At 72.8% G+C, this 23,395-nt stretch carries 18 protein-coding genes; 8 read left to right on the top strand and 10 right to left on the bottom strand.

The window, feature by feature from the left end; translation table 11 throughout:
- Positions 1 to 49 precede the first annotated feature (49 nt).
- Complete coding sequence (locus tag DFH01_RS12230) at positions 50 to 1,027, bottom strand: NADPH:quinone reductase (RefSeq protein ID WP_109870692.1); 978 nt, start codon at positions 1,025 to 1,027, stop codon at positions 50 to 52.
- 130 nt (positions 1,028 to 1,157) lie between these two features.
- Between DFH01_RS12230 and DFH01_RS12235 the strand changes: the two genes are divergently transcribed.
- Entirely contained in the window at positions 1,158 to 1,346 is a 189-nt protein-coding gene (locus DFH01_RS12235; RefSeq protein ID WP_109870693.1) for a hypothetical protein, read from the top strand.
- Positions 1,343 to 2,725, top strand: a complete 1,383-nt coding sequence (locus tag DFH01_RS12240; protein WP_109870694.1) for an amidase — start codon at positions 1,343 to 1,345, stop codon at positions 2,723 to 2,725. Before DFH01_RS12235 ends, DFH01_RS12240 begins: the two co-directional genes overlap by 4 nt.
- 57 nt (positions 2,726 to 2,782) lie before the next feature.
- Here DFH01_RS12240 and DFH01_RS12245 read toward each other — a convergent pair whose 3' ends face one another.
- On the bottom strand, positions 2,783 to 3,787 hold the full coding sequence (locus DFH01_RS12245; RefSeq protein ID WP_109870695.1) for a Bug family tripartite tricarboxylate transporter substrate binding protein: 1,005 nt from the start codon (positions 3,785 to 3,787) through the stop codon (positions 2,783 to 2,785).
- Between the two features lie 113 nt (positions 3,788 to 3,900).
- Here DFH01_RS12245 and DFH01_RS12250 point away from each other — a divergent pair, with 113 nt between their 5' ends.
- From DFH01_RS12250 to DFH01_RS12260, 3 genes are read left to right on the top strand one after another with little or no spacing between them, the layout of a single operon-like run.
- Positions 3,901 to 4,518 (top strand): nuclear transport factor 2 family protein, encoded by a 618-nt coding sequence (locus DFH01_RS12250; protein ID WP_109870696.1) that lies wholly within the window; start codon positions 3,901 to 3,903, stop codon positions 4,516 to 4,518.
- Positions 4,519 to 4,533: 15 nt separating this feature from the next.
- Entirely contained in the window at positions 4,534 to 5,094 is a 561-nt protein-coding gene (locus tag DFH01_RS12255; protein ID WP_109870697.1) for an NADPH-dependent FMN reductase, read from the top strand.
- A 2-nt stretch (positions 5,095 to 5,096) separates the two neighbouring features.
- Positions 5,097 to 5,873 carry a cyclase family protein gene (locus DFH01_RS12260; RefSeq protein ID WP_109870698.1) on the top strand — a complete coding sequence of 259 codons (777 nt, stop codon included), beginning with the start codon at positions 5,097 to 5,099 and terminating at the stop codon, positions 5,871 to 5,873.
- Positions 5,874 to 5,885: 12 nt separating this feature from the next.
- Here DFH01_RS12260 and DFH01_RS12265 read toward each other — a convergent pair whose 3' ends face one another.
- Positions 5,886 to 7,133: a M24 family metallopeptidase gene (locus DFH01_RS12265; RefSeq protein ID WP_158287729.1), complete on the bottom strand. Its 1,248-nt coding sequence runs from the start codon at positions 7,131 to 7,133 to the stop codon at positions 5,886 to 5,888.
- Positions 7,134 to 7,220: 87 nt separating this feature from the next.
- Here DFH01_RS12265 and DFH01_RS12270 point away from each other — a divergent pair, with 87 nt between their 5' ends.
- From DFH01_RS12270 to DFH01_RS12280, 3 genes are read left to right on the top strand one after another with little or no spacing between them, the layout of a single operon-like run.
- Positions 7,221 to 8,231, top strand: a complete 1,011-nt coding sequence (locus tag DFH01_RS12270) for a TRAP transporter substrate-binding protein (RefSeq protein WP_158287730.1) — start codon at positions 7,221 to 7,223, stop codon at positions 8,229 to 8,231.
- Positions 8,228 to 8,722 (top strand): TRAP transporter small permease, encoded by a 495-nt coding sequence (locus DFH01_RS12275; RefSeq protein ID WP_109870700.1) that lies wholly within the window; start codon positions 8,228 to 8,230, stop codon positions 8,720 to 8,722. Before DFH01_RS12270 ends, DFH01_RS12275 begins: the two co-directional genes overlap by 4 nt.
- Positions 8,719 to 10,008 (top strand): TRAP transporter large permease, encoded by a 1,290-nt coding sequence (locus DFH01_RS12280; protein WP_109870701.1) that lies wholly within the window; start codon positions 8,719 to 8,721, stop codon positions 10,006 to 10,008. The genes DFH01_RS12275 and DFH01_RS12280 overlap by 4 nt, the downstream gene beginning before the upstream one ends.
- Here DFH01_RS12280 and DFH01_RS12285 read toward each other — a convergent pair whose 3' ends face one another.
- Genes DFH01_RS12285 through DFH01_RS12310 form a run of 7 tightly spaced genes read right to left on the bottom strand, consistent with a single transcriptional unit; the run spans position 10,009 to position 23,394 of the window.
- Positions 10,009 to 11,112 carry an eCIS core domain-containing protein gene (locus DFH01_RS12285; protein WP_109870702.1) on the bottom strand — a complete coding sequence of 368 codons (1,104 nt, stop codon included), beginning with the start codon at positions 11,110 to 11,112 and terminating at the stop codon, positions 10,009 to 10,011.
- Positions 11,109 to 12,956 carry an AAA family ATPase gene (locus DFH01_RS28170; protein ID WP_158287731.1) on the bottom strand — a complete coding sequence of 616 codons (1,848 nt, stop codon included), beginning with the start codon at positions 12,954 to 12,956 and terminating at the stop codon, positions 11,109 to 11,111. Before DFH01_RS28170 ends, DFH01_RS12285 begins: the two co-directional genes overlap by 4 nt.
- Positions 12,956 to 14,473, bottom strand: a complete 1,518-nt coding sequence (locus DFH01_RS28175) for a contractile injection system tape measure protein (protein WP_158287732.1) — start codon at positions 14,471 to 14,473, stop codon at positions 12,956 to 12,958. Before DFH01_RS28175 ends, DFH01_RS28170 begins: the two co-directional genes overlap by 1 nt.
- 6 nt (positions 14,474 to 14,479) lie before the next feature.
- Positions 14,480 to 17,299: a hypothetical protein gene (locus DFH01_RS28180; RefSeq protein ID WP_158287733.1), complete on the bottom strand. Its 2,820-nt coding sequence runs from the start codon at positions 17,297 to 17,299 to the stop codon at positions 14,480 to 14,482.
- 13 nt (positions 17,300 to 17,312) lie between these two features.
- On the bottom strand, positions 17,313 to 18,650 hold the full coding sequence (locus DFH01_RS12300) for a hypothetical protein (RefSeq protein ID WP_109870704.1): 1,338 nt from the start codon (positions 18,648 to 18,650) through the stop codon (positions 17,313 to 17,315).
- Positions 18,647 to 21,124 (bottom strand): phage tail protein, encoded by a 2,478-nt coding sequence (locus DFH01_RS12305; RefSeq protein WP_109870705.1) that lies wholly within the window; start codon positions 21,122 to 21,124, stop codon positions 18,647 to 18,649. Before DFH01_RS12305 ends, DFH01_RS12300 begins: the two co-directional genes overlap by 4 nt.
- 2 nt (positions 21,125 to 21,126) lie before the next feature.
- On the bottom strand, positions 21,127 to 23,394 hold the full coding sequence (locus tag DFH01_RS12310) for a putative baseplate assembly protein (protein ID WP_109870706.1): 2,268 nt from the start codon (positions 23,392 to 23,394) through the stop codon (positions 21,127 to 21,129).
- Between the last annotated feature and the right edge of the window lies 1 nt (position 23,395).

Here is a 23,395-nt window from a genome sequence, read left to right on the forward strand (position 1 = left end):
CCTGTCCCGCGCGTCGGCGTGCGGGCACGGCAATGTGAACGATCGGCCCTCAGCAGCTCAGCACGACATTGCCCATGACCGCGCCGCGCTCCACCAGCTCGTGGGCCTCCGCGATGCGGTCCAGCGGAAGCACGGCGCCGATCGCATGCTGCAGCAGGCCCGCCTCCAGCCAGGCATCGAGCTGCGCCAGTCCCTGCGCGCGCGCTTCCGCCGACAGCTCGTAGACGATGAAGAAGCGGATGGCGGCGCCCGAGAGGATCATCGGGCCGAAGGGCAGGGACATCTCCGCCTTGCCCGAGCCGTAGCACACGCAGAGCCCGTCGCGTGCCACCACCTGCGGCAGCAGCGCGGCATTGGCGGCGAGGTCCACCTCCACCACGCGGTCCACGCCGCGCCCGCCCGTGGCCTCCGCGACGCGCGCGGCCACGTCCTCCTCGCGGTAGTTCAGCACGAGGTCGGCGCCGGCCGCGCGTGCATGCGCCGCCTTCTCCACCGAGCTCACCGTCGCGATCACCTGCGTGGCCCCGAGCAGCTTCGCCATCTGGATGGCATAGTGCCCGACCGCGCCGGCGCCGCCGGCGACCAGCACGCTCTGCCCGGCGACGCCGCCATCGGTCTGCACCGCGCGCCAGGCCGTCAGCGCGGGGATGCCGAGGCAGGCGCCGGCCTCGAAGCTCGTCCCCTCCGGCAGGCGCACGGCCTGGGGGGCGGGCAGGGCGATGTATTCGGCCGCGGTGCCGAAGGGGCGCTTCCATTGGCCGTTCCAGATCCAGACGCGCTCGCCGATGCGCGCCTTGTCCACGCCATCCCCCACGGCGGCGATGGTGCCCGCGCCGTCGCTGTGCGGGATGACGCGCGGCGCCACCATGGGCCGGCTGCCGGCGCGTGTCTTCCAGTCGGAGGGGTTCACGCCGGAGGTGGCGAGCCGCACCAGCACCTCGCCGGGGCCGGGTGAGGGGGTGGGCATCTCGCCGACCACCAGCACCTCCCGTGCTGGACCGTTCCGTTCGTACCAGGCTGCGCGCATGGCCTCGTTCCTTCCCCTTCGGCGCGCGTGTTGTGCCGGGAAGCCGCTCGGCGGCCAAGGGCTGGCCCTGCATTGTCGGGCGGGTGCCGCCGATCCTAGGCTCCAGCCGGCAGCAACGATGAGGCTTGCGATGGACGAAACCGGCAAGGACGCGGCGATCGCGGCGGCGTTGCGCACGGCGGGCTATGATCTGCCGCCCACGATCGTCGCGGATGTGGCGCGCGGCCATGGGCTGCTCGCGGCGGTGCTCGCCCGCATCGGGCCACCGCGCCCCGAGGCGGAGCCTGCCACCACCTTCCGTCCGGAGACGCAGCGGTGATCCCGGCCAGCATCGCCGAGGCGGCGGGGCTGTTCCGCGCCCGCAAACTCTCGCCGGTCGAGCTGGCGCGCGCCTGCCTCGACCGCATCGCGCAGCTCGACGGGCGCCTGCACGCCTTCGTCGCCGTGACGGAGGCGCGCGCGATGGACGATGCGCGCGCCGCCGAGCAGCGGCTGATGCGCGGCGAGCCGCTTGGGCCGCTCGACGGCATTCCCTTCGCCCATAAGGACATCGTGGACACGGCGGGGATCGCGACCACCTGCTGCTCGCGCATCCGCGCCGGGCATGTGCCGCAGCGCGACGCGCATGCGGCGAAGCGCCTGGCCGATGCCGGCACCGTGCTGCTCGGCAAGCTGACCACGCATGAATTCGCGCTCGGCGGCCCCTCCTTCGACCTGCCGACGCCGCCCGCGCGCAATCCCTGGGACACCGGGCGCTTCACCGGCGGCTCGAGCAGCGGCTCGGGCGCGGCGCTTGCGGCCGGGATGGTGCTGGGCGCGACGGGGTCGGACACGATGGGCTCCATCCGTTCGCCCGCAGTCTTCTGCGGCATAACTGGCCTGAAGCCGAGCTACGGCCTGGTCGGGCGCAGCGGCGTGTTCCCTCTGGCGCAGTCGCTCGACCATGTCGGTCCGATGGCGCGCACCGCCGAGGATTGTGCGCTGCTGCTCGAGGCGATGGCCGGTCCGGACCCGGAAGACCCGGCCTGCGACGGGCGCGACGCAGCAGGCGTCGCGGCGCAGCTCGGGCAGGGCGTGCGCGGCTTGCGCATCGGGGTGATCCGGCATTTCCACGAGACCGACAACCGCGGCTCGCCCGCGGCGCTGGCGAACCTCGATGCGGCGCTCGCGGTGTTCCGCGAACTGGGCGCAACCGTCGCCGACGTCACGCTGACGCCGCTCGCCGAATGGCACGCGGTGAACGCAGTGATCATGCTGGCGGAGGCGCATGCGATCCACGGCGCCTGGCTGCGCACGCGCTTCTCCGAATATGGCGGCATCTTCCGCGAGCGCGTGATCCTCGGCGCGCTGATCGGCAGCGAGCACTACCTGAACGCGCAGCGGCGCCGCCGCGCCCTGGCCGAGGAGATGACGCGCGCCTTCGCGCGGCACGACGTTCTGATCACCCTGGCCCAGCCCGGCGAGGCGCCGGCGGTCGACGCGGTCTCGCGCTGGGGTGTGCTGGAACTCGGCTCCTTCGCGGCACCCTTCAACCTGACCGGCGGGCCCTCCGTCGCGCTCGGGACCGGGTTCGGGGAATGGGGGATGCCGACGGGGATGCAGATCGCGGGGGCCGCGTTCGGCGATGCGACGGTGCTGCGCGCGGCGCATGCGTATCAGCAGGCGACGGGGTGGCACAGAAGGACGCCAGAACTTTAGCGAGGCTCCGCCTCGCGCTCCGCCGGGGGCGATGATCGCCCCCGGGCCCCCACCAGGCTACTGGCGCTCGATACCCGCGCGCTCGACCATGGCGGACCAGCGGGCGATGTCGGAATGGACCATCGCCTTGACCGCGGCGGGGGAGGCGAGCGAACGCGGCGCGAGGCCGAGCGCCTCCAGCTTCTCGCGCACCTCGGGCGTGCCCGTCGCCTTGCGCGTCACCTCGTCGATGCGGGCCACGATCTCGGCGGGCAGGCCGGACGGCGCGGCGACAGCATACCAGGTCTGGATGTCGAAATCCGGCTGGCCGAGCAACTCGCCCACCGTCGGCACATCCGGCAGCAGCGGCGAGCGCTCTCGCGAGGTGACGGCCAGCGCCCGCGCGCCGCCATCGCGGATCTGGCCGATCACGGCGGAGATCGGCTCCACCACCGCCTGCACCTCGGCGTTGCGCAGCCCGACCAGCGCGGCCGGCGTGCCGCGATAGGGCACATGCGTCAGCTTGAAGTTGCCCGCGGCCTGCGTCGCTTCCGCCACCATGTGCTGCGTGCTGCCGACGCCGACCGTCGCGACGTTCAGCTTCTCGGGCTGTGCCTGCGCGCGGCGCACCAGGTCGGCGAAATCCGCGATGCCGTCCGGCGCGCCGGCCGGCCCGGCCAGCCAGACCAGGCCGACGGAGCAGACCAGCGAGATCGGCTCGACATCCGCCAACGGATCATAGGGCAGGCGCCGATACAGCGCGGCGGAGACCGCGAAGCCGTTGTTGATCAGCATCAGCGTGTGGCCGTCCTTCGGCGCACGGGCCAGCGCCTCGGCCGCCAGGGTTCCGCCGGCGCCGGGGCGGTTCTCAACGACCATCGGCTGGCCGAACTCGGCCGCCATGGGCGGCGCGATCAAACGCGCGATGATGTCCGTGGCGCCGCCGGCAGCGAAGCCTTGCATGAAGCGGATCGGCCGGTCGGGCCAGGATCGCCGTACGGTCTGCGCCGCGGCGGGAAAGGCTGCGCCCGCGCCGGCGGCGGCGAGCAGATTGCGGCGCGTCAGGCCGGGCCCGGTTGTCATGTCTTCGTTTCTCCCACCCGCCACTTGGCACGGGCCTGCCGGCCCCTGCAAGGCGCCTCGCTTGACCCTGCATGCCCCGCGCTCTACCCCGCCGCGACGACCGGGAGAGCCGCATGACGCACGACGCCGAGATGATCCAGCGCCAGCGCGTGGCCGAGCTGGTGCAGAACTGGGCGGTCTGGCGCGACGCCGGCGACTGGGAGCGCTTCCGCAGCTGCTGGCACGAGGACGGCTTCATGATGGCCACCTGGTGCCAGGCGCCGGCGTCCGACTTCATCAAGGCGAGTCAGGCCGGCTGGGCGAAGGGCGTCTCGATCCTCCACTTCCTCGGCGGCATCAGCGTGGATGTCGCCGGCACGCGCGCCATCGCGCAGACCAAGATGACGATCAGCCAGCGCGCCGAGGTGCATGGCGTGCTGGTGGATGTGGTCTGCACCGGGCGCTTCTACGATTTCTGCGAGGAGCGTGCCGGCCGATGGGGCATCGTGATGCGCCAGCCGATCTACGAGAAGGACCGGATGGATCCGGTGGATCCGGCGGCGCGTCTGGATCTCGACAGGGATCTGCTCGCGCGCTTCCCGGAAGGCTATCGCCACCTCGCCTATCTGCAGACCGGCATCGGCTACGAGGTGAAGCGAGACATGCCGGGGCTGAAGGGCGAGCGGGTGGAGGCGCTGTATCGCGCCGGCGCCGCATGGCTGCGCGGCGAGACATTGGCCTGGCCGGCCTGAGGGAAGGAGAGCGCGATGAGCGTGGTGAAGGTTCTGGGCATCTCGGGCAGCCTGCGCCGGGCGTCCTTCAACAGCGCGGCGCTGCGCGCGGCGAAGGAACTCGCGCCGGAGGGCGTGGAGGTTACCATCTACGAAGGCCTGCGCGAGATCCCGCCCTATGACGACGACCTGCGCACCGGGAAAGGCTATCCCGCTTCCGTGCAGGCCTTCCGCGCGGCTATCAAGGCGGCCGATGCGGTGCTGATCTCCAGCCCGGAATACAACTACTCGATCAGCGGCGTGCTGAAGAACGCGATCGACTGGGCGTCCCGCCCGCCGGAACAGCCCTTCGACGGCAAGCCCATCGCGATCATGGGCGCATCGGGCGGCGTGCTCGGCACCGCGCGCGCGCAATACGACCTGCGCAAGATGGCTGTTTTCCTGAACAGCCATGTGCTGAACAAGCCCGAAGTGATGATCGCGCAGGCCGCGTCGAAGTTCGACGCCGAGGGCCGCCTGACGGATGAGACGACGCGCGGGCTGATCGCGCAGCAGCTTGGCGCGCTACGCGACTGGACGCTCCGGCTGAAGCGCTGACCATGCCGCGCCGTATCCTCGATCTCTCCGTGGCGCTGGAGGCGGGCATCGCCTCCGATCCGCCGGGCCATACGCCGGAGATCACCTATATCGACCACCGGCAGAGCGCGGCGGATGTCGTGCGCTTCTTCCCCGGCCTGAAGGTCGAGGACCTGCCGGGCGGCGAGGGGTGGGCGATCGAGCGGCTGAACCTGACCACCCACACGGGCACGCATCTGGATGCGCCGTATCACTTCCACTCGACGATGGATGGCGGCAAGCGCGCCTGGACGATCGACGAGGTGCCGCTGGAATGGTGCTTCGGCCGCGGCGTGAAGCTCGACTTCCGCGCGATGGAGGACGGCCATGTGGTGACGGCCGCCGAGGTGGAAGCGGAGCTTGCGCGGATCGGCGTGACGCTGCAGCCCTTCGACATCGTGCTGGTCAACACCGCCGCCGGCGCGCGCTATGGCCAGCCCGACTATCTCGCGCGCGGCTGCGGCATGGGGCGGGAGGCCACGCTGTACCTGACCGGGCGCGGCGTGAAGGTCTGCGGCACCGATGCCTGGTCCTGGGACGCGCCCTTCCTGCACACCGCCCGGCGCTATGCCGAGACGAAGGATCCCTCGCTGATCTGGGAAGGACATCGCGCCGGCATGGTTCGCGCCTATTGCCACATCGAGAAGCTGGCGAACCTCGACCAGCTGCCGCCGACCGGATTCCAGGTCGCCTGCTTCCCCTTCAAGATCAAGGGCGGCTCGGCCGGCTTCACCCGCGCGGTGGCGATCTTCGAGGACTGACCGCGCGCCGCGTCACAGCGCCGGCATCTCGCGCGGCAGCGCGGCGCCGGCCAGCGTTTCGGCGCCGTCCTCGGTGATCAGCAGCATGTCCTCCAGGATGAAGCCGCCGATGCCGTCGATGTACCACGGCGCTTCGAAGGCCATGACCATGCCGGGCTCCAGCACCATCTCGGCGTCCGCGGCAGTGTAGGGCCACTCCTCCGACCAGATGGAGGCGCCGAGGCCGTGGCCGAAATGCCCGCGCGCATAGCTGGGAAAGCCGGCGCCATGCACGGCGCGGATGCACGCGGCGTGGATGTCGCGGAGCGCGGTGCCGGGGCGGAACATCGGGCGCCCGGCCTCGAAGGCGGCGCGCAGCGCGTCATACACCTGCGTCGCGCGCGCCGGCGCGGGGCCGAGCGTGTAGGTCCGCGCGAGATCCGCCGTGTAGCCGCCAACCACCGCGCCGACATCAACCTTCACCACGTCACCGCGCGCGAGCCCGCCTGGGCTCGACCAGGGGGAGGTGCCGAAGCCGACATACTCCCAGGCGGTGACGTTCGCCGCCGTGCCGCGCCGCGCCGCCTCCTCCCGCACCAGGTCGAGGAAGGCGCGGCCGAGCGCGGCGCGCGTGGCCCCTTCCCGAAGCAGCGGCACGAAGGCGGCCAGCGCGGCTTCGGTGATCGCGCCCGCCTCGCGCAGCAGCGCAATCTCGGCGGGCGATTTGTGCGCGCGCAGCCGGTCCACCAGCCCGGTCGCGTCGCCGATCCGTGCTGGCTCGACGGCATCGAGCAGCGCGGCATGGTCCGCCGCCGGCACGGCCGAAAGCTCCGCGCCGATGCGCGCGCCCGCAAGTCCCATCGCGGCGAGCACCTCCCGCAGCAGACCGAGCGCGGCGCCGCGGTCGAAGGTGCCGGGGCGGGCGAAGCCGGGCGCGCGGTCCGCGGTCGCGGCGGCGATCAGCGTCGCCGCATCGGCATCAGAGGGCAGCAGTTGCCGCACCGACAGCGCCTCCGGCCAGATCGGGTGGGTGCGCAGCGGGTCGCAACCGGCGGCGGTCGCGCCGGCGGCGAAGAGGTCCGTCACCACGGCACCGACCGGCAATGACGGATCGGCGGGAACCACGGCAATGGCCGGCCCCAGGCGGCGCCAGCCCATCGCGACGCCGGGCTCGGCGCCCGTAGCCCATCGGAAGGTCTCGGGCGAGGCGACCAGCAGCGCGTCGAAGCCGGCGGCCTCCATCAGGCGCGCGGCGCGGGCGCGGTCCACATGTCCTGGCATGGCGGCATGGCAGGCGGGCGGGCGCGCGTTGTCAACGCCCCGCCGCCGCCGCATGATCGCGCCGCTCACGAACCCGGGAGAGAAGCAATGCGGCGTGGCATCCTGGCCGCCCTGGCGGCAACCCTGATCGGCCTCGGCAATGCCGCGGCGCAGACAGTGGAATGGCGGTTCCACAACAGCTACGCGCCGACCCGGCCGGAGAGCGGCCATGTCCGAGACCTCGCGGCCGATCTGCGGCAGCGCAGCCAGGGGCGCTTCGTGCTGAACGTCTTCGAAGGCAACGCGATGAACCTGCGCGATGCCGATGCGCTGCGCTGGATGCAGACCGGCACGCCGGAGATGGGCTTCATCTGGCCGCCCTTCCTCGGCCGCGACGATGCGGCGATGTCCTCCATCCTGGTCTTCGGCCTGGTGCGCAACGCGACGGAGCTGAACCGCATCATGCCCGCGCTGCGCGAGAGCCTGTCCGCCGGCATCCGCCGCTGGAACATCGAGCCGGTGGGCTTCATCCAGCTTGGGCTGCTCGATGCCTCCTTCATGTGCCGCACGCCGGTGCGCAGCCTGGACGAGCTGCGTCGCGTGAAGCTGCGCGTCGGCTCGCGCGAGCAGGTGGAGACCTTCCGCGCGCTCGGCGTGGCGGCGCAGATCGTGCCGCAGCAGGAGTTGTATACGGCGATGCAGACCGGCGTGGTGGACTGCGCCCTGTATGCGCCGCGCTTCGCGCAATCGATCAGCCTGCAGGAAGTGGCGAAGCATGTGATCTCCAGCGGCTTCGCCTTCCCGCCGACGCCCTATGTGGTGATGGCCAACCAGGCGCGCTGGCGGGCGCTCTCGAACGAGAACCGGGAGCTGTTGACCCAGGCGGTGGCGGCGACGGAGCAGAGCAGCGCGCGCTTCGATCAGGACGTGGCGGCGGACGAGGCGGCGCGGGAGCGGCTGCGCGGCCAGGGCGTGACCTTCTACGGTACGATCACGGAGGCGGAGCAGCAGGCCATCCGCACCGCTGCGATCGCCACCTGGGAGACGCTGATGCGTGAGGCGGGCGGCCAGGGGCCGGCCTGGAAGCAGCGGATCGAGCAGGCGCTGACGGCACGGTGACGGTCATCGACCGGGCGCTCCGGCTGTTCTCGCGCGGGCTGCTGGCGCTCTCCGCCGCAGCCTGCGCGGGCATCCTCGGCCTCGTTCTTGCGGCCGTGGTGATGCGCTATGCCGTCGCCGCGCCCTTCCGCTTCACGGAGGAACTGTCGGGGCTGCTGCTCTCCGCCATGGCGTTCCTCGCGCTGCCCTTCGCCATGGCGGGCAACGCCAATATCCGCGTGACGCTGCTGACCGAGCGGCTTGCGCCGTTGCCGCGCCGCATCGTCTGGGTGATCGGCCAGCTGATCATGATGGCGTTCTGCGCCATCTTCGCGTGGGAAGCCTGGGGCATCGCGGAGTTCACCATCCGCCTGAACCTGAGCAGCGAGCAGGCGCGGCTGCCGCTCGGTCCCTGGACGGCGCTGATGCCCGCCTGCCTGGCGGTCACCGGCTTCATCGCCGCCTGGGCGGCGCTGCAGCCCCCGCCCGAGGACAGGCCGCAGGCGCTGTGAACGGCTTTGCGATCTTCGGGCTGCTTGGCGCCACGGTGCTGTCCGGCGCGGTGCTCGGCGCCGCGCTCGGCCTCACCGGCTTCGTCCTGCTGCATTTCGCGGTCGGCGGCGCCACGCGGCTCGGCGTGCAGACCGTGTGGAACGTGCTGAACGAGTTCACGCTGACGGCCGTGCCGCTCTTCATCCTGCTGGGCGAGGTGCTGGTGGCGTCCGGCCTCGCCCGCGGCGTCTATCGCGCGCTGGCGCCGTTCTTCGCGCGGCTGCCGGGGGGCCTGCTCCACACCAACATCGCGGTCTGCACGGTGTTCGGCGCAGTGTCGGGCTCCTCCATGTCGGTCGCGGCGGCGGTGGGCTCCGTCGCCTATCCCGAGCTGAAGGGCAGGGGCTACGATCGGGCCGCGGTGGTCGGCACGCTGGCCGGCGGCGGCACGCTCGGCCTGCTGATCCCGCCCTCGCTCTCGCTGCTGATCTATGGCGCGCTGACCGACACCTCGATCGGGCGGCTGTTCCTGGCAGGCGTGCTGCCGGGGCTGATGATGGCCGGCCTGTTCATGGCGATCATCCTGTGGATGGCCTGGCGCAACCCTGCCATCGCGCCGGAGGAGAAATCCGTCGCGCTGCGCGCCGCACTGCGCGGCCTGCCGGCCGTCCTGCCGCTGGTCGCGCTGATCGTCGCGGTGCTGGGCAGCCTCTTCGCCGGCCTCGCCACGCCGACCGAGGCGGCCGGCGTCGGCGTCGCCGCGGCGATGATCCTCGGCTTCACCATCGGCGACCTCACGCTGCGCAGGCTGGGCGAGGCGCTGATCGGGACGGCGCGGATCTTCGCGATCATCGCCATGGTCTTCATCGGCGCGCTGGTGCTGGCGCAGGCGATCAGCATGCTCGGCCTGCCGCAGCAGATGCTGCAGGCGATCGGCGAATGGGGCCTGTCGAGATGGGTGCTGCTGCTGGTGGTGGTGGCGATCTACCTGGTGCTCGGCTGCTTCTTCGACGGCCTTTCCATGATGATCATGACCCTGCCGCTGGTCTTCCCGCTGCTAACGGGCGTGGGCTTCGATCCCGTATGGCTCGGCGTGGTGGTGACGCTGATGATCGAGGTCGGCATGCTCACCCCACCCGTCGGGATGAATCTTTTCGTGCTCGTCGGCATCACGAACGGCGAGGTGGACCTCGCCTCCGCCGCGCGCGCCGCGCTTCCCTTCTGGTGCGCGCTGCTGGGGGGCGTGCTGCTGCTCTGCCTGTTTCCGGGCATCGCAACCTGGTTGCCGGGCGTCGCTTTCGGCTGATCACTTGCTCTCTGGCTGCGCGCCCAGTGCGCGCCGGATCGGCGCCGGCAGGATCGGCGCCTTCAGGAGGTCTATCGTCACGAAGGCGCCGACACCCGGCAGCTTGGTCTGCGCGCCTTCCAGCGGCCCCGGCGCGAAGGGATCGGGGCCGACGCCCGCGGGCAGCGGCTTCCAGCCGAGATCGGCGCCGGCGCCGATCTGAAGGTTGACGCCCGGGACGACGCCCCAGTTCGCCAGCCCCGATGCCAGCGTCACGTTCCCCTGTGCATCCAGCGACCAGGTGAAGTCCAGGGAGAGCGTCATTTGCGGGAACCAGGTGATCTTCTCATGCGCAAGACCGAGCATGTCGTCGCCGGAGAAGGAGGCTTTCAGAAGTGTCGGTCCGTTCGGCGTGGAGGGCAGCACGTAGCGGAAATCGGTGAGCGTCGCGTAGGGGATCAGGCCGATCGGCGCGACGAGGTTGAAGTCTGACAGCGCCTTGCGACCTTCCGGGTCGGAGAGCCCCGCTCCGAGGCCAAGCCCATAGGTCGCGGCGCCGAAGCCGATCACGCCGACCTGCCCGCCCGTGCCGAGCTGGTCCCACTGGCGCAGTGCAAGGGCCTTGGCCGGCTCCAGCAATTCCTTCTTGATGCGTGGATCGTCCTTCGCGGCGTCCTTCGCGATCTTCATGCCGGTCTCAAGGCTGTTGGCCGCTTCCTCCGGCTTCTTCTCCTCCTCCAGCTGCACGGCCGGACCATGCGCGCCCTGCTGCACCACATGCGCAAGCTCGTGCCCGAGCAGCCGCCGCGTCTCCGCACTGTGCGGCTGCCATGCTCCAGGTGCGAAGCCAATGTCGCGCCCCGCCGCGAAGGCGCGCGCGCCGAGCCGCGTCGCCGCGCCGCTGTCGGCATGCAAGCGCACGCCGGACAGATCGGCGCCGAGGCGCTGTTCGAAGTAGCGCCGGTCGCGCGCCGGCAGATGCATGCCCTGGCCGAGCCCGAGCGCAGCCGGCGCCCGCGTCGGCGCGGCCCTCGCACCCGCCTCCGGTCCGCGCTGCGCGGCATGGTCGGCGGCACGCTCCCGCCCCGCATGGCGCAGCACGGGGACAGGCGGCGCGTGCCTCATGTCGTCAGCCCGTGCGGCACGGGGCGGCCGGCCTTTGCGAATTCCTGCGCAAGCGCCGCGTGCAGCAGCTTCGCGCCGATGCGCTCGCCGGCCTCGGCGGCGGCATAGGCGGCGGTCAGCGCGGCGTTGCGGATCTCGCCGCCGGTGACCTCGCAGCTCGTCGCGAGCGTGGCGAGGTCGAGCCCTGGGGCGAGCAGCGCAGCCGGCAGGTGCGCGCGCCACAGCGCCAGGCGCTGCGCCGCGTTGGGGCGGCGGAAGGGGACGGTGAGGTCGAAGCGCCGCAGGAAGGCCTCGTCCATGCCTTCCGCCAGGTTGGTGGCAAGCAGCGCGACGCCGTCGAAGCGTTCCAGCCGCTGCAGCAGGTAGTTGACCTCGATGTTGGCGTAGCGGTCATGCGCGTCCTGCACCGCGGTGCGCTTGCCGAACAGCGCGTCGGCCTCGTCGAAGAACAGCACGGCGCAGAATCCCTCGGCGGCCGCGAAGAGCTCCGAGAGGTTCTTCTCCGTCTCGCCGATGTATTTCGAGACGATGCGCGAGAGATCGGCCGCGAGCAGCGGCAGGCCGAGGCGCAGCGCGACGGCCTCGGCGGCCAGCGTCTTTCCCGTGCCGGGATCGCCGGTGAGCAGCGCGACCAGCGCGCTGCCGCCGGCATCCATGCCCCATCGCTCCCGCACGGTGGCGCGGTGGCGCGTGCGGCGCACCACCTCCTCCAGCTGCGCCTGCGTCACCGGGTCCAGCACCAGCCGGTCCCAGGCGACCTGTGGCTGGCGCAGCGTGGCGAGGCGGGCGGCGCGCGGTGGCGACACTTCCATGCGTGCGGCCAGCAGCGCTGCGGGATCGGGCGCGTGCGCCGCCGCGGCAATGGCCGCGATGTCGGCCTCCGCCATCCAGCTTTGTGCGGCAAGGGCCGTGGCGTCCGGCTCCGGCAGGTCGGGGCGCGCCTGTTGCCAGCGGGCGCGCTGTTCCGCCAACAGTGGCCGCGGCACGCGCAGATGCCGGCGCGGCACCAGGCGGCCGAGCACGGCCTCGGCGCCGATCACCGCGACGGGCGCGATCGGCGCGGCGTTGGGACCTGTCAGCGCCTCGCCCTCGCCCAGCAGCGCGACGAAGCCGCCGCTCGCCCCGGCCAGTGCGCCGGCCTCGGCCCAGGGCGGCGGCGCGGGTGCCGTGCCGCGCGGCGGCGGATGCAGCAGGAGCGTCGGGCCGGCGAGCGCCAGCGCCTCCGCCGCGCGCTCGACGCGCGCGCTGTCCAGCAGCAGCAGCGGTGGCTCGACGCTCCGCGCCCAGGCGCGCAGCGCCGCGACCGTGTCGGCGAGGCTGCCGGGCCTTGCTTCCGTCGCCGGCACGCGCTGCACGATCCAGCCCTCCGCCGTCGTCTCCGGCAGGGCGCCGTCGAGGATTGCGAGCAGCGTCGGCGTCGGGTCCAGCCGGCGTTCCGCCGGCGGCTGCGCGGGATCGCCCGCGCGCAGCAGACCGGCGCGCCACAGCGGGCTGTCGCGCAGCGCCTGCCGTGGCGCGGCGTCGTCGGTTGCCGACAGAAGCAGGCGCAGCGCTCGCCCGGCGGGGAGGCGTCGCGCGCCGCGCGTCAGCGCCTCCACCGCTTCCGCCGCGCGATCGTCGAGCGCGGGCAGCACGGCCAGGCCGAGCAGGTCGAGATCGAAGGCGGAAAGGCGTGCGGCGCGTGCGAGGCGTGCGAAGGGCGTGTCCGTGGCGGTCAGCGCCGCCATCAGCGCATCCTCGTCCGCAGGCACCGCCCAGCCCGCATCCGGGACAGGCGGCGCCAGGCGCGCGGCGGCGATCGCGAGCAGCAGCGTGACCGGATCGGGCTTCACTGGCCGGCTCATCACGCGCCGTAGCGGAAGGCGATGCGCCTGCCGAGCCACGGCACCCATCCCGGATCGATGTCCCAGCCGGCGCGCCGCAACGCGATGTCGGCGGCGTCGGGCGGCCAGACCAGCGTCGCCGCGCCCTCCTCCAGCAGCAGGCGGCCAGGCCGCAGCAGCAGCCGGCACAGTGCATCCGTGGCGGCATCCGCCGCGAAGGGATCCCTGCCATAGGCGCGCCGCAGCGCGGCCGGCGCGTGCGCAGTGCCCGATGGCGCCGCGGCCAGCAGCGCAGCGAGTGCGTCCTCCGCCTCGACGGCGAGCGACGGCGCCGCCCGCACCGCATCGAGCGGCTCGTCCGGCGGCGGGGCGCCGGCGAAGAGCGCGAGCAGCGGCCGGTCGCGTTCCAGCGCGGCGCGGCAGGCGGCGGGCGGCAGGGGCGCGGCGAGGCGTTGTAGCGCGACAAGCCCGAGCGCGAGCAGCCGCTCCGGCAGCGCCTCGCCGAGCGACAGCCAGGCGGGGCGTAGCCTTGCAAGCGGGCGGATCAGCAGCAGCAGGCCGCCGCACCACACCTCCGTCGCTTCCGTCTCCGCAGCCTCCGCGAGCCGTTCCGGCTTGGGTGCCGGCACGACGCCGTCGCCCGCATGCTGCGCATGGGGCATCGAAAGCGGCAATGCGGTGGCCGTCTCGAGCAGCGCGGCGAGATGGGCGGCCTGTGCCGGGGCATGCTTCAGAAGGGCGGCGGCGAGCCAGGGCAGGCGCTGCGCTGGCGACATCAGCGCCAGCGCGATGCGCAGCGATGCAGGCAGCAGCGCGATGTGTCGCGCCGCCGCGTCGCGCGCCGCCGGCGTGGCGCGGAGCGGCGCAGCCATCCCGGATTCCGGCGGGCCGGAGACGGCGGGTGCCACCGTCTGCAACGCCGCCTGCGCTGAATTGAGCAGCCTGAAGGCGAGCACTTGCGCCGGGCGTGCCTCCAGCCTCGCGGCAAGCGCTGGCAGTTGCGTCAGCACGTCGCTCATCCGCCATGCTGCCCGCGCAGGATCGCGGGCGATCCAGCGCGCGAGGATGTCGGCCAACACGTCCTCTGCCGATCCTGCCGCATCGCCGATCAGCTCGGTGGTCCACCACGGCGCGGGCTCGCCCTGCGCAAGGGCGCGCAGCACGGCCATCTCCGCGGCCCAGAGGTCGCGGAAGCTGGCGGGGTTTTCGGCCTCCGCCACGCCGGGCGCGTCTTGCTGCGCCGCGGCGTCGCGCGTGGCGGGCAAGGCAGACAGGATGGCCTGCGCCAGGGCCGAGGCCCACGCCTCGCCGAGCTCTGCTGCGCTCACCTCGCCCTGCAGATGCAGGCGGAGCTGCAGGCGCGGCAGCGCCACCACCGCATCCGGCGGCAGGCCTGCGCGCTCCAGCGCGGCGTCCACCCCCGGGCCCATCCGGCGCAGGGCCTGGTCCAGCAGCGCGCGCGCGGCGAAGGCGCCTTCCGGCTCCGGCGCGCGGATGCGCGTCGCCAGCCGGCGGATCGCGACCTCCGGCGCCGCCATGCCGGCCTACTTCGTCCGGAAGCGGGTCAGCGCCAGCGTCCGCTCGACGCCGAGCGTGCGCACGAGCTTCGCCGCGCCATCCAGCGAGGCGCGCGCCGCCGGGTCGGTGGCGGTGTCGCGCGCTTTCTCCAATGCGACGACGGGGTCCTCGCCGCGCGCGGCGACTTCCGTGACCTTGGCCACCACCTCCGGCGGCGGCGGCGCGGCGGCGACGGCCTTCGCCGCGACGGCGGCCTCCTCGCGCTCCTTCGCGATGGCGGCGGTGAAGGCTTCCAGCTTGTCCTCGCCGCCGAGCAGGCGCGCGGCATCCTGCGGTGGCCTGGCCAGCACCTCCGCCACCGTCACGCCCTGCGGTGCATCGGCGACGAAGTCCTTCGCGCTCTTCTCCGCCACGGCTTCGCGCATGGCGCCATAAGCGATGGTGGCTTCGGCGCTGTCGAAGGTGCGCACGCCGCCCGCGGTGACGCGGTCCGCCACGGTCGCCTCCGCCACCGTGGCGTTCTGGTCGCGCAGCGGCAATTGCGCGGCCTGGAAGCGGAGATCGGCGATGGTCGCCTTGGCCGCCGTCGGTGGCTGCACCGCGGAGATTACCTGCACCACCTGGAAGCCCGGATACTCCGCGGCATACGCGTCGGCGACGCGATCCAGCGCGACGCGCTCGCGCTCCGCGGGGTCGGCGATCTCCGTCGCCAGCGCGGCTTCCTGCGCCGCGACGGCCTGCACGAATTCCGCATTGCGCGACGGCACGCGCAGGTCCGAGGAACTCAGCGCCGCGGCGCTGACCACGGCGTTGCGCACCGTGGGCTCGGCCAGCGCGGCCTCGGTCAGGGCGCGCTTCTCCGCGGGCTGCTGCAGATAGGCGGTGCGGTAGGCGGCCGTGGTCGTCATCGCCTGGTTCTGCGACTGCGCGAGCCTTGCGCCGCGCTGCAGGTCGCGTGCCAGTACCACCACGGCCTGGAGCAGCTCGATCACCATGACCAGCACCTCCAGCAGCACCATGCGCTGCTTCACGTACACCGCGAAATGGCGCGGCAGCATCTCCAGCGCCATCCGCGCTCGCAGCCCGGCCATGTTCGTCGCATTCGTCAGGCGCGATTCCGTGGCGAACCAGGAGGGGGGCTGGGAACCAAGCCAGTCGGGAAGCTGCGCCTGCGCATCCTCCGGCACGACGCCGACCACGGGATGCGGCCGCGTCAGCCCCTGCAGCGGGATCACCACCTTCACGATCTCCGTGCGGCGGTTCACCAGCTCATCCAGGCCCATCACCTCGAAGATGTCGCCGAGGCGTTCGAGGAAGTTGTTGACCGGCACATTGGTGCCGGGCGTGTCGGGATTGGGCGCCGGCGTGTCGCGCGGGACGCGGCGCGCCACGCGCACCGGGTCCTTGTCGAAGACGTTCGAGAGGTCTTCGAGGATGTCGTCGTCATGCAGCGCAACAACGCAATAGGGGATCACGGTCGTGCCGCGGAAATAGGCGAAGGCCTGCTGCCGCGCCGCGGCGATCAGGCCGGAGACGAGCGCGATGCGCCCACCCGCGGCGGCGATCAGGCGGTCCAGCGCGGCATTGCCGGTGGAGCCGGTGCGGTCGCCGCGCGCGCCGATGGCGGCGGGATCGAGCGGCAGGAACCCGATGGGCGGGATATGGCGGAAGCCGCGCCGCCACAGGTTCAGCGCGCGGATCTCGCTGTTCTGCACCAGCGGCTCCCGCGCCAGGCTCTCGGCCAGCATTGCCTGGAACTGGTGGATGCGCGCCCAGGCGGCGGCGCGCGGCGGTGCGCCGAAGCGCGTGCGGTGCCAGTCCTCGCCCGGCGTGGCCACGATGCTGCGGCGGGGGATCCAGGAATCGAGGAACAGCGCCGAGCCATCCGTGCCGAGCCAGACCATCGCCAGCGCAACGGCGCCGGCCTCATGCCGCGCCGAGCCAACCGGCTTGCGGAAGCCGTCATCGGCGGCGAAATCCGGGTCCCAGCGCTTCAGCAGCGAATGCTCGAACAGGTCGAACCACCAGGCGGAGGCGGTGCCGCGCAGCGCCCAGGAGGAAGTCAGCCCGTCCTCCTCCGGCAGTTCCAGCGGCACGCGCACAAGGGAGAGCCCGAAGGCGCCGCGCCAGCTTTCGGACTGGCAGGTGACCGGCGTCGGGCCGGCGCAGGCCTCGCCATAGACCTTGGCCTCGCCCTGGGGAACCTCGCCCGGCTCGATGACGAGCAGGTAGGGGCCGGGCCGCACCGCCGCGGTGCCGCCGGTGGGGCCGGCGGGATCGGGCACCAGGCAGACGCAGGGCGCGAACTCGATACCGCCCGGCGCGACCCGGCGCGGCGTGCTGCGCGACGCGCCGATCAGGTCGGCGATGGTGAAGTGGAAGGGCTGCGAGACGAGGATCGGGCGCCCGACATGATCGAAGGCGAGGCCGGGCGAGAGCGTCAGCGTCTGCGCCTTGCCGAAGCCGCCCGATGTCGGCGGCGTCGAGCGGTCCTCCACCACCGGCATGGCGTTCAGCCCGTTTCCGGCGATCCCAAGGCCATAGGCGACGCCCGGCATCAGCGCATGCGCGTTAAGCCGGTCGCGCGCGTCGAAATAGACGTCCTGGCGGCGCAGCGCCTCGGCGGTCAGGAAGCGGCCGTTGAACCAGTTCGTCCGAAGCAGCGCGTTCTGCCCGCGCGCATCGCCGGGCGCCGATTGCGGCAGACCTTCGTTGCCGCCGGTCGCCGGCAGGAAGGCGGCAAGTGCCGCTTCCTCGCTGGCGGAGAGCGTCGCCTGCGGGTTCTGCACCTTCTTCGCGAAGGCCATGAACAGCTTGGCCTGCTGGATCTGCATGGTGGTGCTCATGGCGGCGGCCCTCTCAAGGCTCGAACCGTTGGACCAAGCTGACATCGCGGCCCGCGCCGGCGGGCAGCGGCGGCTCGCCGTCGAGGCCCGACAGAGGCTGTCCGCTCGCGTCCAGCAGCGGCGCCGCACCGGCGCCACGCAGCAGCAGCTGGTAGGTGGTGGCGTCCGTCCAGTCCTCGCCGATGGTGATCATGGCGAGACCGTTGCCGTCGGACGGCACCGCCCAGCCATTGAAGGTGGCGGGCACCCAGGCGCCGGTGCCGTCGCGGCGGAAGATGCGGATCGCGTCGGCGGAGAGGCTGGTTGCATCCGGCGGCGTGGTGAAGCGCGCATCCAGCACCACCTGCCCGCCTTCGCTGCGCGCCGCGAGGGAGACCAGCCGGAAAGGCCGTGCACCGCCGGGGCCGAGCAGGCGCAATCCGGTCGTCATTGCGGCGAGCGTCTGCACATCCGGCAGCAGCGCGCGCACGGCGTTGTCCGGCCCGGCGACGAGGCGCGTGCGCTCCGCCGGGTCACCGACGGGTTCGAGATCCACGGTCGCCAGCAGCAGCGGCGCGTCGTCGCCGCCCGACCAGAAGCGCGAGACCTGCGCCGGCGGGTTCAGGATGAAATCCAGCAGCCGCGTGCGCAGATCGCCCTGCCCGGCGAAGGCCGTCCAGTCGCGGGCAACCGGGTGCGGGTCGGGCGGCGCCTCCGCCATCAGGCAGAGCCGCCAGCGATCCTGCACGCGGGCATAGGCCGTGGCCTCGCCGCTGCTGGAGCAGGGCGGCGTGATGGCGGGGATCTCGTCGGCCAGGCAGGCGCGGTAGGAGAGCACGACATAGGCGCGACGGACGCGCGTCTCGGTCGGTGCTTCCTCCTCGTCCCCACCGGGGAGGGAATCCGCGCCGGAGGTCGTGTCGGCGCCTGGCGTCGTGTCCTCCGCCGGTGTCGTCTCCGCACCGCCGCCTTCGTCAGGCTCTTCCTCCTCCGGCTCGGGCGGTGCAGGCGGCGGCGCCAGGTCTGACCAGAAGGGCGTGAGGGCAAGGCCCGTCACATCCAGGCAAACTTCCTGCTCGACATGGATCAGCCGGCCCAGCGCATCCACCGCGAGGCCCGGCGCGCAGACCAGTTGCACCGTGTTGTTCGTCGCATCCTCCCGCGCCGAGACGCGCAGGCCCCACACCGTGCCGTGGCCGTGCAGCGTCGCGGTCAGCAGGCGTTCGCGCAGCAGGTGGTAGCGCTGCTCGGCGGCAAAATCCTCGGCGCCAAGCAACTGGCCGTAGCTGTAGCGTAGGCGGGAGAACGGATCGCCCGGCGTCGCGGGGTCCGCATCCTCGAGCGGTGCGAACAGCGTGGCGGTGTCGCTCATGGCCATCGCGTCCTGTGCTGGGTCAGAGGTGTTGCGCCGAGGCGGTGCCGGTCCTCGGGCAGGGCGCGCCCGATGGTGCGGCCGCCGCCGAGCGGCGCTTCGAGGATGGCGGGTGCGAAGCCCGGCCGCTGGCCGATGCGCGCGATGCCGACCAGGCTGCCGGCGCCGAGCCGGAAGCCGGCATCCAGCCAGCAGAAGTCGTGGATCGTGTGCGCGGGCTTGTGCGTCTCGGTGGCGAGGTCGAGCACGGCGGCGAGATCGTCCGTGCGGCAGGCGGGCACCACCACGGTGAAACGGTGTGCGAAGCGGCGGTGGAAGCGGATCAGAGCATCGGCTTCCAGCGGGTCGGGCGGATCGGCCTCGGGGCAGGGGGTACCGCCCTCAGCGCGGATCGCGGCGCGGCGCAGCGTGAGGCCGACATGCTTCAGCGCGAGTTGCTGTTCCCAGGGCTCGGTCGGCGCCGTCTCCGGCCCTTCGTCGTCGCCGATCTGCAGGCCGGGGCCGAGCACGCCCCAATCGGCGGTGCCGAGCACCGCCGTGCTCTCACGCCGCAGCCGGAAGCCCTCGATGATCTGCACCGGCGCGCGGGCCAGGATGGAGAGCAGGCGCGTCAGCCCGGGGATGGTGCCGCGCTGCCGCCACAGCGTCATCGCCTCGTTCAGCAAGCTGCGCCGCACATCCTCATCCACGCGGGTGTCGAAGACGAGCGCGACGAAGCTCGCGAGCCACTCCAGCGCCTCGCGCGGCGTGGTCGTGGCGGAGAGCAGGTGACGCAGCGCGCTGATGCGCGCATCGGTCTCGGTGACGAAGCCTTCGAACAGCGCGAGCGAGCGGTCCGTGGCATCGGCCGAGAGGGGATCGCCGCGCCAATAGGCCGGCAGCAGATCCATCAGCGAGGGCCGCGGGCAGGTGGCGCGCAGCGCGAACAGGGCAGGGGCGCGGCGCTCCGTGCCGGTCAGGCGCAGCCGCAGCCACAGCCAGCGCCCCGGCGGCGCCTTGATGACGCCTTCCAGCGTGACCATGCCCTCCGGCGGCGGATTGGCGCTGCCGCGCGCGTCATGCAGCGGGTCTTCGCTCGGGATCGCGGTGGAGAATGGCGGCAGCGGCGTGTCGGCATAGGCGGGGCGCTTGTCGAGAATGCCGAGGGCCGACCAGCCGATCTGCTCCTCCGGCGTGAGCGATCCGAGCGGCGGCCAGGCGCGGTCTTCCGGCACGGGCTCGCTGCGGTCGGCGGGTGGGCGTGGCGCGCGTTGCAGCGCCTGCGGCGGCAGCGTATCCGCGGTGCGGGCCTCGACCTCGATCTGCGTGCCGGGCGGCACGCAGGCGTCGAGGAAGATGCGATGCCAGACGCAGGCGAACACGCCGGAATCCAGCGCGAAGGTCTCCACCACGCCGTCGGTCGCAAAGCGCGGTTCCTGCGCGTAGAGCGCGCGCGCGCCGGTGGCGGTGGAGGCCATGACGCGGCCATCGGCGCCGGTCCAGATCGCGCGCCCATCGAAGCCGCGCACGGCGAAGCCGCCCTCGGCTTCGGGACCGCTTTCCGTCAGCAGGTATTCGGTGAAGCGCGTCGGCTGTTGCGCGCCGGGCGTGCCGGCGACATCCGCGATCAGCACGCGGTCGGAAGCCGTCATCAGCGCGTGCAGCGGCTTGGCGATGGCGGGCAGGCGGTGGATGGCTGGCGCGGCCGGGCCGTTGAGGATCGCCACGCGCAGCCCGTCCAGCATGACGACGGCGGTCGCGAAGCGCGGATCGGCGGCGATGGCGCGCGGCGCGGCGGGAAGCGTCACGCCGATCCAGGCACCGCCCCATGGATGCAGGAACAGCCGCGGCGACGCGCCATCCGCGACGATCACGCCCCAGTTGGTGCAGCCGATCGCGATGGGGTTCGCGTCGGCGGGGAGGGGGATGCGCGCGGATACGCGGAAGTCGCGGCCGAGCAGGCGGACTGCGGGCGGCGCGTCATCGAGCAGCCAAAGCCGGCCGTGTAGGTCGCGGGACAGCGCTCGTGGCGCGGCAGACGGCGCCGGTGGCGCCGACGGCGCGAAGTCGAGGGGTGCGCCACCGGCCCCCCACCCGGCTTCGCTTCGCTCAGCCACCCTCCCCCGCGAAGCGGGAGAGGGAAACTCGGGGCGCCCGGACTCCCTCTCCCGCGAAGCGGGGGAGGGTTGGGGTGGGGGTTGGCCGGGCATCGCGAACGCGCTCCACTTGCCATCCCGCAGCACGAACAACCCACGCCGCGGATCGGCCAGCAGCACGGCGCTGCCCTCGCAGAGATCCGGTGGGCACTCCACCACCACCGCCGCACCCATCGCGGCGCGCCAGGCGCCGAAATTCACGGCGCCGCCATCGCCCGCCACCGACACCGCCGTCGCCAGCGTCACCCGCGCCGGCATACCCTCGATGCGCGTCGCATCGTGGTCGCAGCGCTCCCACATGCGGCGGCCGGTCAGGTGGAGCATGGCGGGCTGGCGCATGCTCAGCACTTCTCGACTTCGACAGGCACCGGCATGCCGTCCACCGGCGGCGTCGGCTCCGGCGCGATCTCCTCGGCCTTCTCACCGATCGCGACGCGCACGCTGCGGATCACCGGCAACTGCCAGGCCAGCATCGGCACGCTGCCGGTGACCGGCGTGTTCTCCCCATCGGCGCCGATCGCTTCGCCTTCCAGCAGCACCTCGTTCACCAGGCGCACGCCCTGCACGCGCAGCGCCGCGGCTTCCGCGTCGCGGTCGCGCACGGCGCGTCCGAAGGGCCAGCCAGCGCCGTCGGGGCCATAGGGCGGCAGCGGCGCGAAATGCTGGCGCAGCGCGAGCTCCACCCAGCGCTTCAGCGTCTCTCCGCCCGTCCCGGGCTCGGCCTCGACCGCGACGGAGAGGTCCACCGGCACGTATTCCGGCGGCGTGACGTAGAGCTCCGTCGTCACCAGGCGCCGCGGTTCCAGATGCGCGCAGACGCGGCGCAGCATCTCGCGATCCGGCGTCGGCGTGTCGGGGGTGACCGGATCATGCGCGGGCAGCACGACGACCGTCACGGTCCCCGGCACGCCATCGGCGCGCTGCTGCGGCTTGTGGCGCGGCAAGACATGCGCGCGGCCGACCTTGCGGCCCGGAGTCTCCAGCGCGATCTCCACGAAATCCTCGGCGGCGACGGCGCGGTCATGCGTGCGCAGCGTGCGCGGGATGCGCGCGGTCGCCTCCGGGATCGTCTCGGCATCCTGGCCGCCTTCCGCGGGCAGGCTGTTCTCGCAACGCAGCCCGACGCGCGCGTTCTTCACGCGGCTGACCGCCATCGCCGGCACATTGCCGCGCGCCCCGCCGCCGGCACGGTAGCCGAGGCAGCGGATCGCCTCGCCGGGCAGCGGCATGCGGCCATGCAGCCCGTCGCCGAAGGTGATCGTGCCCTCGACCGGATCGAGCAGGTAGACGGGATCGTCCGGACCGCCGAGTGCGAGATCGTCGACCCGCGTCCACTTCTCCCAGCCCAGCGTGCCGCGCACCTGCACCAGCTCGCTGTCCTGCAGCATCGGCGCCTTGGAGAGCCGCACCATCTGCGCCGGCCGTCCATCACCATGGCCGAGCAGTTCGGGCGCGGCGGTGACGGCCTGCGTGGCGGAGAGGCCATTGCCCTCTACCAGGCGCAGCCGGATCGGCGGATGCGCGGCCTCGATACGCCGCAGGCTGACCCAGGCCAGCACGCGCGCGGCCTGCTTCGGATCATCCAGCCGGGGCGGCAGCGGGCCGACGCCGAGCAGGTCCGGATCAGGCGGATCGAAGCTGTCCTCCGTCCAGTCGCCCAGAACCGGCACGCCGCCGCGCATGTCCGGCAGGCGCAGGCGCAGCGTGCCGGAGCGCGTCAGCCCCTCGGTCCTGTCGTCCACGATGGACAGCCGCTCGAACGCCGCGCGGTCCACGCGCTTCGAGGCGCCGTGGAAGCGGCCGGTTGAGATTTCCGCGCGTACCGGCCAGGGCGTGGCGGCCGTGCCGGGATCGGGGCAGCGCAGCACGTCGGCCGGGCCGCACAACGCGTCATCGGTGCGCACGCCGAGGTTCAGGATGCGGCCCGAGATGCGTTCGCGCAACACCGCGAGCGCCTCCGCCGGTGTGCGCGGGGCGAGCGCTGCCAGCGCATCCTCGGGCGCGAGGAGGCACAGCCACAGCCGCCCGTCCAGCGTGCCCGCGCTGCTGGTCGGCGCCGGCAGCACGCCACCCTGCACCGCCGGCATCGGCACCGTCTGATAGGCCGAGAGCGTGCCCGGCGCGCTGCCGAGATGCGATTCCAGAAGCTGCGTGACGGCCTCCGTACCCTCGGCGGGCACCGCCTCGTCGTGGCGCGCCTTCACGAAGCCCGCGACCTCCAGCGGCAGGACGGTGATCTCCTCATCGGCCTCGAAGGAGACGGGGCCGGCGGCGCATTCCAGCCGCGGCGCGGTGGGCGAGAAATCCGGCGTTTCCGCATCGATGCCGCCCTTCGGCAGCATCAGCCGCAACTGCACGCGCGCGGGGATCGCTGGCCGCGGCGGCAGGTTCAGCAGCTTGAGGAAGGCCAGCTTCGCCGCCTCCGGCGCGCGGTTCAGCCGATAGAGCAGGTTGTCGCCGAGGAAGGCGAAAAGCTCGATCAGCGTGACGCCGGGATCGGTCGGGCTGTGGTCCGTCCATTCCGGCGCATGGACCGGGATGCGCCGCACGAGCTCGTCGCGCAGATCCTGCCAGGATCGGTCGTCCAGGCGGGGTGGCTGGATCGCCATG

Origin of the sequence: Falsiroseomonas bella, assembly GCF_003173615.1 — a bacterium.
Classification (GTDB): Bacteria; Pseudomonadota; Alphaproteobacteria; order Acetobacterales; family Acetobacteraceae; genus Falsiroseomonas; species Falsiroseomonas bella.